A 15,923-nucleotide genomic window follows, 5' to 3' on the forward strand; every position below is an offset into this window, starting at 1 on the left:
TTATCGTGAAAGTAAAAAACTTAATTTGCCCCATGTGCTCTCAAGAAGGTATTCAAAAGAAATTTTCTTACGATGCACCTCAAGATGTGGAGAAAAATTTTCCGATAGCCAATCAAGGGTCATACTGGAGAGAGATGTATTGTTGTAAAAATTGCGGTCATTTTCTTGAGAGTTTTGATGGGAACCAAAATAAGCTGTATTCAGAAGAATATGTTTCCTCTACATACCAAGATTTGATAGGTATTAAAAAAGCTTTCGACAGAATAAATAATCTTAGCCCATCTGAATCAGATAATATTGGGCGGGTAAAGTATATCGATGAATTTTGTAAAGAATATTGGAAAAGTAATGCATCCACATCAATCAATCTATTAGATGTTGGTGCTGGATTAGGTGTATTTCCATTTCAGATGAAAAAGATTGGCTGGGAATGTACTGCCATAGATATGGACGACCGTCTGGTAGAGCATCATAGAGGAGTGGTAGGCATCAAAAGTTTTTGTGGTGATTTAAGGCAGAATTCCTCACTTGGCTTATATAACTTGATTACCTTTAATAAGGTTTTAGAGCACATTGATAACCCAGTCGAAGTTCTTGCATACGCGGGGCAACTATTGTCAGATAATGGATTGATATATGTTGAGTTGCCTGACGGAGAGGCGGCTGCAAATGAGGGAAAGAATAGAGAAGAGTTTTTTATTGGGCACATACATGTTTTTAGCTTCTCGTCGTTTGCTTTGCTAGTTCAAAAATCAGGCTATCAATTGATATGTTGTGAGCGAATTAGAGAGCCAAGCACAAAATACACATTACGCGGTTTTATGAGGAAATATAGTGAATAATAAAGATACCCCAACAGTTGATATTGAAAAAGCAATTAAAAATTGCTATTCAACCTGGGGCGAGGTTTACTATGATGAATATTATGGTGATGGAGCTCCCTATCCCCCTGTCCATTTAAATTTAATCAAGTCTATACTCAACGATGCAGGTTCAAAAAGGGTGCTAGATGCTGGTTGTGGTCCAGCGTCTATGTTGAGGCACTTCTTACAAAAAGGGCGGGAAATTTACGGGTTTGATTTAACTCCTGAGATGGTACTTGAGGCTAAAAGAGTTATGGGACAGCTTGGGGTGCCTGAGTCACACGTATGGGAAGCAAGCGTATTAAATCCTTCTGGGTATTTTTGTGATTCAGCGAATGATGACAAGTATGATGCCATCGTAAGCTGCGGGGTGTTCCCTCACCTCAGGGAGGAAGACGAAATTGTGGCAATAAGCAATATTTACAATTCTCTTATGCCGGGAGGGTTGGCAATAGTCGAGGCTAGAAATGCACTTTTTTCATTATTTGCTTTAAATAGACATACCTATGAATTCTTCACCGAAAAGTTGATTCCCGTTGAGGAGCTTAGAGGTTTCGCCACAAATGAAGAAAATGTGAAATTAGAAGTTGCATTAGAGCAATTAAAGGCGCAATTAAGAACTGACTTACCCCCAATTAGAAAGGGTAAGGCGGGGGAGCTTGGTTATGATGAGGTCTTATCTAGACTACATAATCCTCTTGAGCTTGAAAGAGTGTTTAAAGAGGTTGGCTTTCAGGAAGTTGAAGTTGTTTTTTATCATTTCCATAGTCTTCCGCCGCAATTCTCAGGTTCAATCCGGAACTTGTTTTTACAAGGTAGCATAAATATGGAAGAAAATCCAAGAGATTGGAGGGGGTACTTTATGGCCTCTGCATTTTGTGTTGTCGCAAAAAAATGATCAAAAAAAATGGGTGGGATAATTATTCAATTTGGGAACATAGTTCTATAGTTAAAGAGCTATATAAAAAGAGGTGCAGACAAGAAATTCCGGAGATGACGTGCCATGCGCAGGCGATTGAGTTACTGAGGCCACATATTGTCGACGGAGATTCAGTATTAGATGTTGGATGTGGTAGTGGTTATTTTTTTCATTCTCTTGTTAGTAGAAAAATATCTGTAGAGTATTGGGGCATTGATTCATCATGCTCTCTTATAGATATCGGTCGTGAGGAGTTAGGAAAGTTTCAACTCCAACCTGACAAACTTCAAAATATCAGAATTGAAGATGTGGATGGAACCTTTGACCATATCATTTGCATTAATGTACTTTCAAACATTGATAATTATCACAAGCCGCTTGAGAGAATGCTCAAAATGTCTAAAAAGACTGTCTTGCTAAGGGAGTCAATTAAAGATAAATCAGAGTATGCCTATGTTCACGATCGTTATCTTGACTGCGGTGTGAGTTTAAATGTGCACGTGAATCATTATGGCCAGAATGAAATCCTGGAATTCATAGGTCGCTATGGATATGAAGCGCAAATAGTAACAGATTTGCGAACTGGCGGGAACTCGGAAATGGTTATAGATCATCCTCACTATTGGAAGTTTATTTTGGCTAAGAGAAGATAGTATGTCACGAATCGCTGGAATCATAAGTAGCACCCCTCTTAATTTGCGGGGTCTTATTTCAGAAATGAAGGCAGGTATTACATCCAATGTCGGGTGGAATGATGCAGCCATAAATACTGGAAAATTTGGGGTATTTATTTGGTCGGGTTGGCGAACTCCTGAAATTTTTCGATATGGAGCTACTGTTATAGCTATAGATGGGATTTTTTATAACCGACAGGAAATTGATTTATTAATCGGCGCTAAAGTTGATTGCAACGATACCTATAGATTTAATCAGCTTTACGGAATTTTTGGCTTTGAAGGCGCACTTCGGAAAATTAATGGAGATTTCTCAATCTCATTATTTAATGAAGATACCGAAGAGCTCTACTTAGCGCGGGACCGTTTTGGCGTTAAGCCACTTTACTATGTTAATTTTCCAGATCATTTCGCTTTTGCTTCAAGGCCTAGAGGATTGTTTTGTGTGCCAAAAGTTACCAAGGAGTTGAATAAGAGATTTGTTGCTGTTTTTGGAGGCGCTCATTATAGATATATAGATAATGTTTCTGAAGAGTCCCCCTACGAACAAATAAAACAGTTGCCCTCAGCACATTTTTTGAGAGTATTTAAGGGGCGCATAAATATTCAACGTTACTGGGATCTGTATGAGCAGCCTGATTTTAAAGATGATGCAGCCGATTTGGCTGCCCAATATCAGAGTCTACTGATAGATTCCGTTGAAAAGAGAATGGGCTCTTTGAGCGGAAGATCTGCGTTTACTCTCTCTGGAGGGTTGGATAGTTCTTCAATTTTATCTTGCGCCGTTCACTCTACCGGTCAAAAACAAATTGCATTTTCAAGTGTATATCTTGACAAAACATATGATGAATCTGAAGAGATTAAAAGTATGCTTGATTCAAAAGTTGAAATGTGGAATCCAGTAGAAATTAATGTATCCAATGTTTTCAATTTGGTTGATAGTATGGTTGGTGATCATGATGAGCCTGTTGCAACGGCAACCTGGTTATCGCATTACATACTCTGTAATGATGTCTCTAACGCGGGCTTTAGTAATCTATTTGGTGGCCTGGGGGGTGATGAATTAAATGCAGGAGAGTATGAGCACTTTTTCTTTCATTTTGCAGATCTTAAATATGCTAGAAAACAAGAGCTATATTCGCAAGAGGTTGAAAAGTGGGCTGAATACCATAACCATCCAATTTACCGTAAAAATAGATCTGTGGCGGAAGCGTCACTTCAGAGCAAGGTTGATATCGCTAAGTCTGGAGTGTGTAATCCACAGATTTACGAAAGCTCTAATTACCTAAATACAATCAACAAAGAATATTTTGATTTAAAGGAATTTAGACCCATAATGGATCATCCATTTGAAAGTTATTTAAAAAATCGTACTTATCAAGATATCTTTAGAGAAACAGCGCCTTGTTGTCTCAGGGCTGAAGATAGACAAACATCAAAATTTAACATTGATCATATTGATCCTTTCTTTGATCATAGATTGGCTGAGTTTATGTTTCGGGTGCCTGGCGAGCTAAAAATTAACAGCGGGATAACGAAGGTATTGCTTCGCAAGGCTATGCAGGGAATCCTTCCAGAGGAGACACGAAATAGGATTGCTAAAACAGGCTGGAATGCACCAGCGCATTTATGGTTTTCAACGGAAAAATTTTCAGAAGAGCTTGGTGATTTAATTAACTCTAGCTTCTTCAGGGATTTGCAAATCTACAATATAAGCTTAGTCCATAAATTATTTGATGAGCATAGAAAAATAGTTCATTCAAATGAAAGTACTGAGAATCATATGATGTTTTTTTGGCAATTAATAAATTTAACAGCCTGGATTAAGAGTATTAATTAGAAAAATATAATGAAAGTACTTTTTTTTTCGCCACACTCAATACCATGGAAGCATGCATTTCCAGAGGCAATTGTCGCAGATTCTTTGCATAACGCTGGTTGCGAAATATCATATTTCACATGTGGGGGTGCATTAGGAGATTATTGCATACCAAAAATATCTAAAATTACTAGCGATGTAAGAAATAGAAAATTAAAAAAAGCTTGTAAAGCTATATGCAGTGAGTGCCAAAGTGTTGACAAATATATAAGAAAGACCTTCAATTTGGGAGGGGCAACAATCCAAAGTGCTCTTAGTCAAGATTGTAAAGATGAAGTAGACCGCATAATCTCCAACTTAGATATTAGAGATGCATTTCAACTAAAGTATCGCGGAATAAGTATTGGAAAAATTGCTTTTTATCAAATAATACTTAGGCATAAGCTTATAAAGCTAGTAGTAAGCCCGGATTTAAAAGATCGATATTTAAGTGAGTTACGCGACACTTACTATTCTGCATATGCATTAAAAAATATTATTGAGTCAAAAAAAATAGATGCAATAGTTTTATATAATTCTATGTATTCTGTAAATAAGATTGTTGCTGAAGTTGCACGATATCATGGAATTGACACTTATTCTATCCACGCTGGAAGTAACTTATCAGAACGACTGCAGTCACTCATAATAAGTAAAGATGATGCCTATTCTTTTTATTCAAATCTAATACAAAATTGGCCCAAATTTTCTGGGTGCAATCACTCCCCGAGCGAATATAGAAAGGTGACAGAGCACTTTAAAGAATTGCTAAATGCTAAAAGTATTTTCACCTATTCAACCAAGAAATCATTAGTCACTAAATCTATTAGAGAATTTTTTACCATACCTGATAGAAGCAAGATTCTTGTTGCGACTATGGCTAGTTACGATGAAGAGGTTGCGGCTGAATTTATTGGTGCAAAAAAAATATTTGACGATGAAATTTTTGATACTCAAATTGATTGGATAAAAGCGCTAATAAATTACGCAGAAAAAAAGCAAGATATATTTTTAATTATTCGACCACATCCAAGAGAATTTACCAATAAAAGGGAAAAAACGACTTCGGAGCATGCACGACAGATTTTAGAGTTGGCTGCATCCAAGCTTCCCCCGAATGTTAGTTTTAATTTACCTGAAGACGGTATTTCTATTTATGATTTTATTGGTGAAGCTGATGTATTTCTAAATTCATGGTCGAATGTAGGGAAAGAAATAGCAATTTTTGGTGTTCCTGTTGTAATTTATTCAAAGAATAACCTATATTATCACCCGGATCTAAATTATATTGGATCAAACAAAATTGATTACTTTAAAAAAATTGAGGAAGCTATTGCCAATGGATGGAGTTTTGATTATGTGATGAAAGTTTTTAAATGGTATGTTTATGAGCAGCAAACTGCGCTAATTTCACTTCATTCAGTTTGCAATCTCAAAGAGGCTAACTGTAAGAGTTTAATTACCGTGGCGTTTGAAAAATTCTTAAAAATATTAGACCCGAGATTATTATACTTCTTTAATGTGCGTTTTTTCAGGAAAAACTACTTTGATGGAAGCGTAATTCGAGAATTGATTGAGTCGAGACGTAATACATTGCTTGATTTTTCAAAGGCGACTGACAATCAAAAAGAATATAATGAAATTCATTCGTTAAGAATTGAGTTTTTAAATATACTTAAAATGATGTATCCAAAAAAAACAATTTTACAAAAATCAAGAATTTATAACAACTTTATATCAAGTTTTACTGTTAATTAAAAGATAATTCACTAAAACCACCTTCTTTTTTCTAAGATGTATTATTATTTGGGGAGAGAATATCTAATGATGGGAAGCCCAAATTTACGCTGATATATTTGAATTATTTAAGAGTTTTCGTTAATTCGGATTAGAGTTATCAAAGATATTTTTTTTAATGCATTTTTGCTTACTATTGACTATTTGGCAGTTATTAATGATTATCTGAGGATTTTTGTGCGTTACCCTGAAATTGATTACTCCAAACATTCGGCATATGCCAATTTTCAGTCAGAATCATATGGCGATTGTTCATTAATTGCCTCTATGATTAGTGAGATCGATAATATAAACAATTCTTTTTCATCGTTGAATTTTGTAAATCATGGTGATGCGATGGATGCTTTATCAGAAATTCAATTATGTATCGATAAAATTATCAAGGATCCAGCGGGCAAAGATAAATCAATAATTGCAAAAGAGTGGCTAGATTCATCCCTTCGCTGGACTCTTTCTGATATTAGTTACGAATATGCTCGAAGAGTCTTTTCGGCCAGGGAATATGATGGCGTAAATCTTTCTCATGAGAGAAAGCAACAATTGGAGTTGTTGCGAAATCAGGGTATGTACATCGCAGATTTGTCGAAAAAAACGTATTCCCACATACGTGAGTTGGCTTTAAGACATAGAGATAAGTTGCGTCAACAGGCTCTGATGGATCCATTGAATCGTTCGGTGATGAATGCACCTTTTAATTCTTCATTGCTAAATGCGATTAAATTGGCGTCCAAGGAGGCTGGTATTATTGACGTATTAAGCGACTACAAGAAAAATAAGATGACAGTACTTGGAGCTGGACTAGAGTATTCTTGTGAAGAGCAAAGCTGGCATCAAGGTTTATATTCCGACGTAGGGCTAGCAGATAGCCCATTGAGATATTTGCATGTAGACGAAGGTGATTGTTTGCCTAAATCCATGATTTATATAACTCCTGTTGATGAGGAAAATGGACCTACTAGGGCAATCCCTCAATCGAATCTCTGGGGTAAATCTGATTTCTTATTTCGAATGCATAAAGCGCTTGATGCTACAGTAGGAGCGCGTTACGCAAATTACGTAAGAAAATCTCACTATCGACCAATTGCTCAACATGCTGAATTGCGCCGTATTTTTATGAGTCTTCCAAAACCATTTCAAGGCACAAGTCATTTTGGAGATGATTTATTGGTTGGTTCAGAGCTCACAGAAACTATGGAAAAGTTAGAAACTCCATATTTTAGTAAAGGTGGTAATGCTTTGGTCTTTGATGGCCCTCATTTATTGCATCGAGGTAGCCTAGTCAGGTCTGGAGAGCGAATGGCTATTCAGGTTATTTATCGCAATCAAAACTCAGAATCTATCAAATCATATCTTGCTGGTGATTCGTTATTTAAGGATCAATTGTCGCTAGCTAAGAAGTATGCGCGTAAATTTATTAAAAAATATCTTTAATTTATTTTCGCGATAGGAAGGGTATAGATGATTCGTGGCATTGTAAGATGGTTAAGGGCGCGAAGGGAGGCAAAGCTAATTCCAGCTAAAAAAGCCATCTTAGGTGCAGAAAGAATGATTGCGGTCGACGTGGGTTCTGCCGAAGGATTGCAACCTCATTGGCACTCATACCAAGGAATTGTGGACTTTTATCTCTTTGAGCCACACCAGGAAAGTTGTGAGAAGTTGAGATCAATTGTTTCTTCTTATCCTTATGCAAGCCAATTTCATATTTTGCCCATAGGTCTTTCGGAGTTTGGAGGTGAGAGAACTCTGTACATACTGAATTATCCAACTGGTAGTTCAATATACGCCATTAATGCCGAAAGTGAATTTGCAAGCCCAGATAATAGTTATGTATTTCCTATTCGTGAAGAAAAGATACAGACAGATTTTTTGGACAATGTGCTAAATCAGCATAAGGTTGATTGTGTCGATATCATCAAACTTGACGTACAAGGAGCTGAATTAGAAGTGCTTCGTGGCATGGGGGACAATCGGGGGAAGCAGTTATTATTAGCCGAAGTTGAGGTAAATTTATGTACGGGCGTGACTGACAATATTGGCCCATATCATGGTGCACCTAGTTGGGGGCAGATTGATGAATTGTTTGTGAGCAATGGAATGCGTTTGCTAGATCTCAGCGTTGCACGAGAATATCGATCTAAGGCTGGAGATAGTGATTGGTATCAGCGAAACATTTTTGATGTTTATGAAAATAGCCCCTCTCTCTCAGCGCGAGTATGGGAGGCCGATGTTGTCTATGTGCGCGACTGGAGGCAGTTGATTGCCAGCAATAATGCTGCAGCTATTCGTAAGCTTGCAGTTGCACTTTGTGGATATCGATTCTTTAGTGAGGCGTATTTCATGATTGAAAAAGCCGAAGAGGCCGGTATTTTTGAGGTCGAGGCTGCAAATGCTATTAAACACAATATTGCCGTTTGGCATCGTGCAAATCGAAATTTTTGGCAAGGTAGAGGTGCATTTTGGGGCGGTATTAGATCAATACTTCGCGCTATGCGGATTTCGCAGTTGCTACGTTGGAAACAGTATATGTGGTTTGACTATCCAAATGGATAGCATACACTAAAAGATTCCTTGATCAAGCTGAAGAAAAAATTAAATAGAAATTATTTAAAATGAAAAAACTCAATAAATTTGATACAGAAATAAAAAAATTAATTCCACCGTTAAGGAAAAATTGGAACTGGGGGAAAAGTCAGCGGGGGTATGTTAAACAGTTTTCTTCATATTTTATTGAATATATCTTTCCATATTTGTTAAAAAGTGCTCGCAATCATGGCATTTCATTGGAAAAATTATCAATTTTAGATGTGGGATGCGGCTGGGCGCCACTTGCAATTCCTTTTACCATATATGAGCAGTCGAGCAATGGTGGCGGAAATCGATATTTGGGGATAGATATTAGGGAGGATGCAATCGAATGGTTGCAGCGAGCCTACTCGAGCTATGACTTTGTAAGTTTTCAATTGCACGCTGCATCTCAAGAGGCTGACTATATTGGTGCCGAACATTCAAAAACTAAAACATGTGCCGAATCGGATGGAGTAGAGGCAAAATTTTCTATACCAAGTGATTTTTGTGCAAATATTCAGTGGAGTAGTTCAGTCTTTACTCACTTAACACCACAAGCGTGTCTTCAAGCCTTGATATCAATCAAGGGTAGCTGCCATTCAAGTGGGATACAGATTAATACTTGGCTCATAATTGACGATGAGAGCAAATACTCTCTAGCTGCCCAAATAGCCGATCGCCAATTACCTTTTGATTGTGGAGATTTTTTGACTTATTCAGAAGAGAATCCCTTGGTATGTACTGCCTATAAAATAGAATGTATTGAAAGAATGTATAAAGATGCTGGGCTGGAAATATTAAAAATTGATCGTGGTTCTTGGCGCGGTCCCACATATCAAAATAATCCAAAGCACTACCAAGATATTATCATCTCACGCATTCAAGATTGATGAGAAATTCCTACAAATGTGAGTATTGAACAAATTTAAATGAGTTCACATAGGCTTAGTCAAATTGTTACGGCATCCCCCATTTTTTTTAAATATGTATTTAAAAACTTCCCGCTAACATATGTGGCCTTAATTGGCATACTTTTAGGAGTTATTTTAGAGTATGCAGTTCTAAGCATTATGATTCCGCTTAGCGTGAGCGGAGGGGCTCAAAATATAAGATCAGTAAAAGTTATAGAGCTATGGAATGAGGTTGCTTATTTTTGCAGTATGCCAAATGATCCGGCAACATGGTTATGGATTTTTTTGCTGTTATTTAGCTTGCGAATGATTATTGGTCTTTTGCAAATCATATTAAACACAATTATCTCTAAAAAAATTCACGCCGAACTCTCGGCCTCCACCTTTGCAGCGGTAATATCAAAAGTTCCAATAAGCGAGATTTATAAACGCACAATAGGTTACTACATGGGTTTAGCCGGGGATGATGCTATTCGGGTGGGCCAGTTATTCTTTTCATTTGTTCAAATGTTGTCGGCATTATTAGCAGCTTTAGTAGGTTTGGCGGTATTGTATTTATATTCTGCAAATGTTTTTATTTTCACTGTTATATTTTTGTCTATATGTGGTTTCATTTTAGGGTTTTTACTTGAAAAAATATTAACTCTCAGTATTGAGTCTTCTAAATTTTCTCGGGAGGCATCAACAGCATTTATTGAGGCTTTTAATGGACTTAGATCTATAAGATCCATGGCTGCAGAAAATTATGTAGATGCGCGATATAAGAAAGCTGTTTACCGTTATACAAAAGTACTATTTAGGATTGAGGTATTTAATCATGCTTCTCGAACTATTCCAGGGTTAGTGCTATTGGTTGGGGGATTAGTTTTAATTTTCCCGGGGTCTGGATTGATCGAGAATGTCTCGATAGTATATTTTTTTGTAGTTACTACAATGTTGGTGAGAGTACTCTCATTTTTGGGTGTAGCAGTTTATTCTGGGGGGAAGCTCGCGGCTGATATAAGGGCTGTGCTTGATTTGAAGCAGATTATCATTGAGTCTGAAAAATATAAAGGCATTGAAACTAAAAATAGCCCTATAGAAACAGTTAATAAAATAGTCTTGTCAGATTTATCTTGTGGTTATATTGCAGGACAGCCAATACTAAGTGGTATTACGGCGCAAATGAAGCCGGGAACAGTTTATGCATTAATTGGCAAGTCTGGATCAGGAAAATCTACTCTGTCAGATATTTTATTGGGGTTGCTTCAACCCATGGCAGGGGGACTAGAGATAAGTGGTATTCCATTTGAGAGGCTTGATATTAACTCGATACGCCGAAGAATAATATTAGTTGAGCAGCAAACGCGTATATTTAGTGCAAGTATTAGAGAAAATATTACATTTGGATTCCCATCAACCGATAGTGGAATACGGGCTGCAGTTGATGCATCTGGATTAACCGAGTTTATAGATTCGTTACCATTTGGAATAGATACTGAACTGGACTATCAAGGGGGAAATTTGTCTGGCGGACAGCGTCAACGTATTGGGTTGGCACGAGCTTTAATAAGAAATCCTGATATGCTGATACTTGATGAGGCAACCAGCGCATTAGATCCACAAACAAGAGATGCGGTCTTGAAAAATTTAATGATGTTGTATAAGGAAAAAATACTCCTATTCATTACCCACGATAAATATTTAATTGAACTAGTGGATGAGATATGGCGCATTCATAATGGAAGGCTCGAAATTAGATCAAATGTTACCCCCTAATATAAATAAATCGTTCAAGAGTTTTCTATCCAAGATAATTAGAAATATCCCTCATGGCCGCATATCTTTCTCTCAAGAAGGGGAGGATTTAATCCTTTCAAGAATATTTCAAGTAATGGGAATAAAGAATGGTTTTTATGTTGATATAGGAGCTCACCATCCTTTCAGATTTTCTAATACCTACTATTTTTATAAAAGGGGATGGAGGGGAATCAATATCGATGCACTACCAGGAACTAAGAAAATATTTAATTTTTTCCGTCCTAGAGATATTACTATTGAATGCGGAATATCATCTATCGAATCTACGATGACATATTATGCGTTCAATGAGTCAGCATTAAATACATTCTCCAAGGAAGAGGCTCAGTCAAAAGAAAGCTCAAAATATAAAATAATTGATGAAATTCAAATATCTGTAACAACTCTAAAGAAAGTATTAGATAACTATCTGCCAATGGGTGCAAAGATTGATTTCATGTCAATTGATGTTGAGGGCCTTGATCATGAGGTTATTTGTTCCAATGATTGGTTAAAATATCGGCCTACCATCATAGCGGTTGAGTTGCTCAATTCATCTATTGAAGACATAAGAAGGCATCCCACTGCTGCTATATTGTTCCAACATAATTACAAGATTCTTGCAAAGACACACAATACCTTCTTCTTTTCTCAAGCTAACGCCTAAAATTTCCCCAAAGCATATATTGACTATTAAATGAAATATAGAGCTGACATTGATGGTCTTCGTGCCGTTGCAATCATCTCAGTAATTGGATTTCATGCGTACCCCAATTTGTTAAAAGGCGGTTTCACTGGCGTAGATATTTTTTTTGTTATATCAGGTTACCTGATTACAACAATTATTCTTAATGAATTAGAAAGCGGCGACTTTAAGCTAAAAGAGTTTTATATTCGACGCATTAGGCGCATATTTCCTTCATTATTGCTTGTGCTCCTGTCTTCTTTAATGTTTGGTTGGTTTGCACTTTTTGCTGATGAATACAAGCAGCTTGGTAAGCATATTTTTGGAGGATCCACTTTTATATCTAATTTCATATATTGGAAGGAAAGTGGATACTTTGATGATATTGCCGAGAAAAAACCTCTATTGCATTTATGGTCTCTTGCTATAGAGGAGCAGTATTATTTGGTATGGCCGTTGCTAATTTTAATCTTTTGGATCAAAAAAATAAAATTAGCAGTAATAATTTTAGCACTTATTTTTGCATCCTTTATCTTTAATATATTAACTGCCAAAGTAAATATAACCGCTGCCTTTTTCTTGCCACATACAAGATTTTGGGAATTAATGGTTGGTTCAATGGTAGCTTATTCAATGCTATATGCAAGCCAATACGCAAGATATTTATCTTTATGGAAAAAGTATCTTTTGAGCATTATCCATGAAAACCTCTTTGGTGCAAATCTTAGTAAATATTACATAGAATTGCCATCAATTATTGGTGGCATATTAATTATCGGATCAATTTTCTTAATAACTAAGGAATTTAAATTTCCTGGATGGTGGGCAACACTTCCGATAATGGGTGCTACATTCGTAATAGTTAGTTCACAGGATGCATGGATAAACAGAGTCATATTAAGTCATAAATTTATGGTTTGGCTTGGCTTGATAAGTTTCCCTTTATATTTATGGCATTGGCCTATCTTGTCATTTGCAAGAATATTAGAAGGTAAAGAACTATCTGCATGGACTAGTTCATTTTGCATTTTTTTATCCTTAATTTGCGCTACTATCACATACTACTTTATAGAAAAACCCATTAGATTTGCTGAAAATAAATATAAAGTTTTAATGCTTATGGCTTTAATGATTGTAATAGGCGTGAGCGGTTATATAGTCAGCAAGGAGAATGGTTATGATTTTCGAATTCAATCTCGTGAGATTATTCTGAAGCAGTTTGATTGGGACACTTTGTATAATAAAAGCGAGGAATGTCAAAAAAAATTCCCAGGGGGGGATTATTGCAATATCTCCAATTCTAATAGCCCTCCAAACGTAGCCATTATTGGAGACTCCCATGCGAATCATTTCTATTGGGGGTTAAGTGAATACTATAAAGCTAAAAATAAGAATTTAATTAATATGGGAGTTGGTGGATGCCCACCTTTTCTCGGTATCAGTATGAGTGGTCCAAGCACTTCGCCTAATTGCTATTCAAGAATGCTTCCAATATTTAACTATGTCCTAAACAATAAATCCATTGATACGGTCTATATTGCATTTTGGCATAACGCATATTTTGATAAACGATTAATTTATACAGATAATATGGGGAGTATCTGGGGCAATGATAATTATGAATATGTTTTTAAGGCTTTTGAGCGAACGCTTATGAAACTGCGTAGCCATGGAAAGCGTGTAATCCTAATTTACGATTTGCCAGATATGAAGGAAGGAATAAAAGATTGCTTCCTGAAAAGGCCCATTGTCCCAACAAAGATATGCACATTAGATGAATCTATATTTATTGATGACTATAGTCAGTATGATCGATTGATTAAAGATCTTGTTATTAAGCATAATCTTGAAATATTTGATGCAAGAAAATATATTAATGGAAACTTCCCGGTCGATAAGTATGGAGTGCCAATGTATCGAGACTACTCTCATTTATCCATAAATGGTTCTCTATTCTTTGCTGATAAATATTGGCAATAACTCATAGAACATTGCGTTTTAATTGACTATTTTTATTATTGGGGCTTTATTTAAAGACATGGTATGAAAAATAAGGATTATCATTCTCATGACTTTGCTCCAATAGTGCTGTTTGCATATAATAGACCAGAACATCTGTCTAAAACCTTAAGCGCTTTAGCAAATAATCCAGAGTTTTCTTTAAGTCCACTGTTCATATATTGTGATGGGGCAAAACGCTCTAGTGACCAAGTGAATGTGAATAAAACCCGAGTTATTGCAAATCAGTTCCCCCATCCTAACAAGGTCGTAATTGAGTCAACTCTTAATTTAGGTCTAGCTGCATCAGTAATACAAGGTGTTACCCAAATAACTAATAAATACGGGCGGATTATTGTTCTCGAGGACGACTTAATTGTCGATGTTTATTTTCTAAAATTTCTTAATCAGGCATTGAACCAATATGAAAATAATTCGAAAGTAATGCAGATTTCTGCATACATGTTTCCAATACCCATTTTTTCTCAAAGGGCTACTTCGTTGCTTTTGCCAAATATATCAAGCTGGGGTTGGGCCACATGGAGACGCGCTTGGAAAAATTTTGATCCAACATCTACTGGATGGGAGTTGCTTTTGAATAATAAAGCTATGAGGCAAGAATTTGATGTTGGTGGGAGTTATGCATATTCGGATATGCTGTTCAGGCAAGTATTAGGAGAGATAGATTCTTGGGCGATTCGTTGGAATTGGAGTGTTTATCTTTGCTCGGGGTTAGTTTTGTACCCCCCAGTTTCTTTGGTGAAAAATATTGGGTTTGATGGAAGCGGCACGCATTGTGCTGCTTTGGATATTGATGAGGTAAAATTTAGTTCTGGAATAAAAGATATTAAATTCCCTGAAGATGTACGTCGGTCTAAAGAGGATTTGTTCCATATCGAAGCTGCGCTAAAAAAGTTGAGCGGTCCAAGCTACATAAGATTCTTAAAATCAATTGCCAATAATTTTCGCCGTTTAAGGCTTAGGCATAATTTTTTATGAAATTATTACTCGTAATTAGTTATGATGTCTTTAGATCTAAGTTGATAAATTAAATCAATAGCAATTATCAATACATGAGGATTTTATGGATCACCAGGATCAACTATTAAATGAGAAATATGCGAGGTTATACGAGGGCTACTATGATAAGAATGAGTGGTTAGTTAAAAAGCGAAAGTTATCTGCAATCGATTCGGCGAGAAATATCATTGATGCGACTAACAAATCTACTAATTTAAGTCTGCTTGATGTCGGGGCGGGCGATGGCAATGTCTTGGCTGAGCTTTCGGGAACGGGGGTCTTTGTTAGGATGGTAGCCCTAGAGATTTCCGACAGCGGAATAGAAAAAATAAAATTGCGAAATATTTCAGAGTTAAATGAAGTAAAGAAATTTGACGGTTATCAAATTTCTTTTAAAAATAAAGAATTTGATCTTGGTATTGCCATACATGTACTTGAGCACGTCGAACATGAGCGTTTGTTTCTAAGTGAGTTGGGTAGAGTCTCCAAAAAAGCTCTCATTGAAGTGCCCCTTGAGCATGGATTCAATATTTGTCGCGCAATTTCAAATGGAAAGAAAACTGGACATATTAATTTTTATACGATAGAAACTTTGGCCAGCCTGTTGGAAACCTCCGGTTATAAAATTATTGAGAGCAAAGTGACAGCCCCTTCTGTTGAGTATGAGAAGCTTTTGTATGGAGCAAGTAGAGGTAGAGTGAAAAATATTTTGCGCAAAATTTTATTAAAATTTTTCCCTACCACTGCACCAAAATTTTTTACATATAACGGTTATGTATATTGCGACTGCCCTGATTAATTACAGGCTATTCTATACGGTCTTTCATGAATAAGTCGATTTACTTATTCTATGG

13 protein-coding genes are annotated in these 15,923 nt (G+C 36.4%); all 13 read left to right on the top strand.

Features of this window, described 5'->3' with window-relative positions:
- The first annotated feature begins 5 nt into the window (after window positions 1-5).
- The 13 genes from NHB34_RS01725 to NHB34_RS01785 all read left to right on the top strand — a co-directional run bounded on the left by NHB34_RS01725 (window position 6) and on the right by NHB34_RS01785 (window position 15,868).
- Window positions 6-842 (top strand): class I SAM-dependent methyltransferase, encoded by an 837-nt coding sequence (locus NHB34_RS01725; protein ID WP_353427851.1) that lies wholly within the window; start codon window positions 6-8, stop codon window positions 840-842.
- Window positions 835-1,761, top strand: a complete 927-nt coding sequence (locus NHB34_RS01730) for a class I SAM-dependent methyltransferase (protein WP_353427852.1) — start codon at window positions 835-837, stop codon at window positions 1,759-1,761. The genes NHB34_RS01725 and NHB34_RS01730 overlap by 8 nt, the downstream gene beginning before the upstream one ends.
- The gene (locus tag NHB34_RS01735) at window positions 1,758-2,435 is read left to right on the top strand and encodes a class I SAM-dependent methyltransferase (RefSeq protein WP_353427854.1); all 678 of its coding nucleotides are present in this window, start codon (window positions 1,758-1,760) and stop codon (window positions 2,433-2,435) included. Before NHB34_RS01730 ends, NHB34_RS01735 begins: the two co-directional genes overlap by 4 nt.
- A 1-nt stretch (window position 2,436) precedes the next feature.
- Window positions 2,437-4,296, top strand: a complete 1,860-nt coding sequence (locus tag NHB34_RS01740) for an asparagine synthase-related protein (RefSeq protein WP_353427855.1) — start codon at window positions 2,437-2,439, stop codon at window positions 4,294-4,296.
- Window positions 4,297-4,305: 9 nt separating this feature from the next.
- On the top strand, window positions 4,306-6,072 hold the full coding sequence (locus NHB34_RS01745) for a hypothetical protein (RefSeq protein ID WP_353427856.1): 1,767 nt from the start codon (window positions 4,306-4,308) through the stop codon (window positions 6,070-6,072).
- A 165-nt stretch (window positions 6,073-6,237) separates the two neighbouring features.
- Window positions 6,238-7,542 (top strand): phytanoyl-CoA dioxygenase family protein, encoded by a 1,305-nt coding sequence (locus NHB34_RS01750; RefSeq protein ID WP_353427858.1) that lies wholly within the window; start codon window positions 6,238-6,240, stop codon window positions 7,540-7,542.
- 27 nt (window positions 7,543-7,569) lie between these two features.
- Complete coding sequence (locus tag NHB34_RS01755; protein WP_353427859.1) at window positions 7,570-8,661, top strand: FkbM family methyltransferase; 1,092 nt, start codon at window positions 7,570-7,572, stop codon at window positions 8,659-8,661.
- Window positions 8,662-8,720: 59 nt separating this feature from the next.
- Complete coding sequence (locus NHB34_RS01760) at window positions 8,721-9,566, top strand: class I SAM-dependent methyltransferase (protein ID WP_353427860.1); 846 nt, start codon at window positions 8,721-8,723, stop codon at window positions 9,564-9,566.
- Between the two features lie 39 nt (window positions 9,567-9,605).
- Entirely contained in the window at window positions 9,606-11,345 is a 1,740-nt protein-coding gene (locus NHB34_RS01765; RefSeq protein WP_353427861.1) for an ATP-binding cassette domain-containing protein, read from the top strand.
- The gene (locus tag NHB34_RS01770; protein WP_353427862.1) at window positions 11,308-12,033 is read left to right on the top strand and encodes an FkbM family methyltransferase; all 726 of its coding nucleotides are present in this window, start codon (window positions 11,308-11,310) and stop codon (window positions 12,031-12,033) included. The genes NHB34_RS01765 and NHB34_RS01770 overlap by 38 nt, the downstream gene beginning before the upstream one ends.
- Window positions 12,034-12,063: 30 nt before the next feature.
- Window positions 12,064-14,031 carry an acyltransferase family protein gene (locus NHB34_RS01775; RefSeq protein WP_353427864.1) on the top strand — a complete coding sequence of 656 codons (1,968 nt, stop codon included), beginning with the start codon at window positions 12,064-12,066 and terminating at the stop codon, window positions 14,029-14,031.
- 63 nt (window positions 14,032-14,094) lie between these two features.
- A complete protein-coding gene (locus NHB34_RS01780) occupies window positions 14,095-15,048 on the top strand; it encodes a glycosyltransferase family 2 protein (protein WP_353427865.1) in 954 nt (317 codons plus the stop codon).
- Window positions 15,049-15,133: 85 nt separating this feature from the next.
- Window positions 15,134-15,868: a class I SAM-dependent methyltransferase gene (locus NHB34_RS01785; RefSeq protein WP_353427866.1), complete on the top strand. Its 735-nt coding sequence runs from the start codon at window positions 15,134-15,136 to the stop codon at window positions 15,866-15,868.
- Window positions 15,869-15,923 lie beyond the last annotated feature (55 nt).

Origin of the sequence: Polynucleobacter sp. MWH-UH19D, from assembly GCF_040409795.1 — a bacterium.
GTDB lineage: Bacteria > Pseudomonadota > Gammaproteobacteria > Burkholderiales > Burkholderiaceae > Polynucleobacter.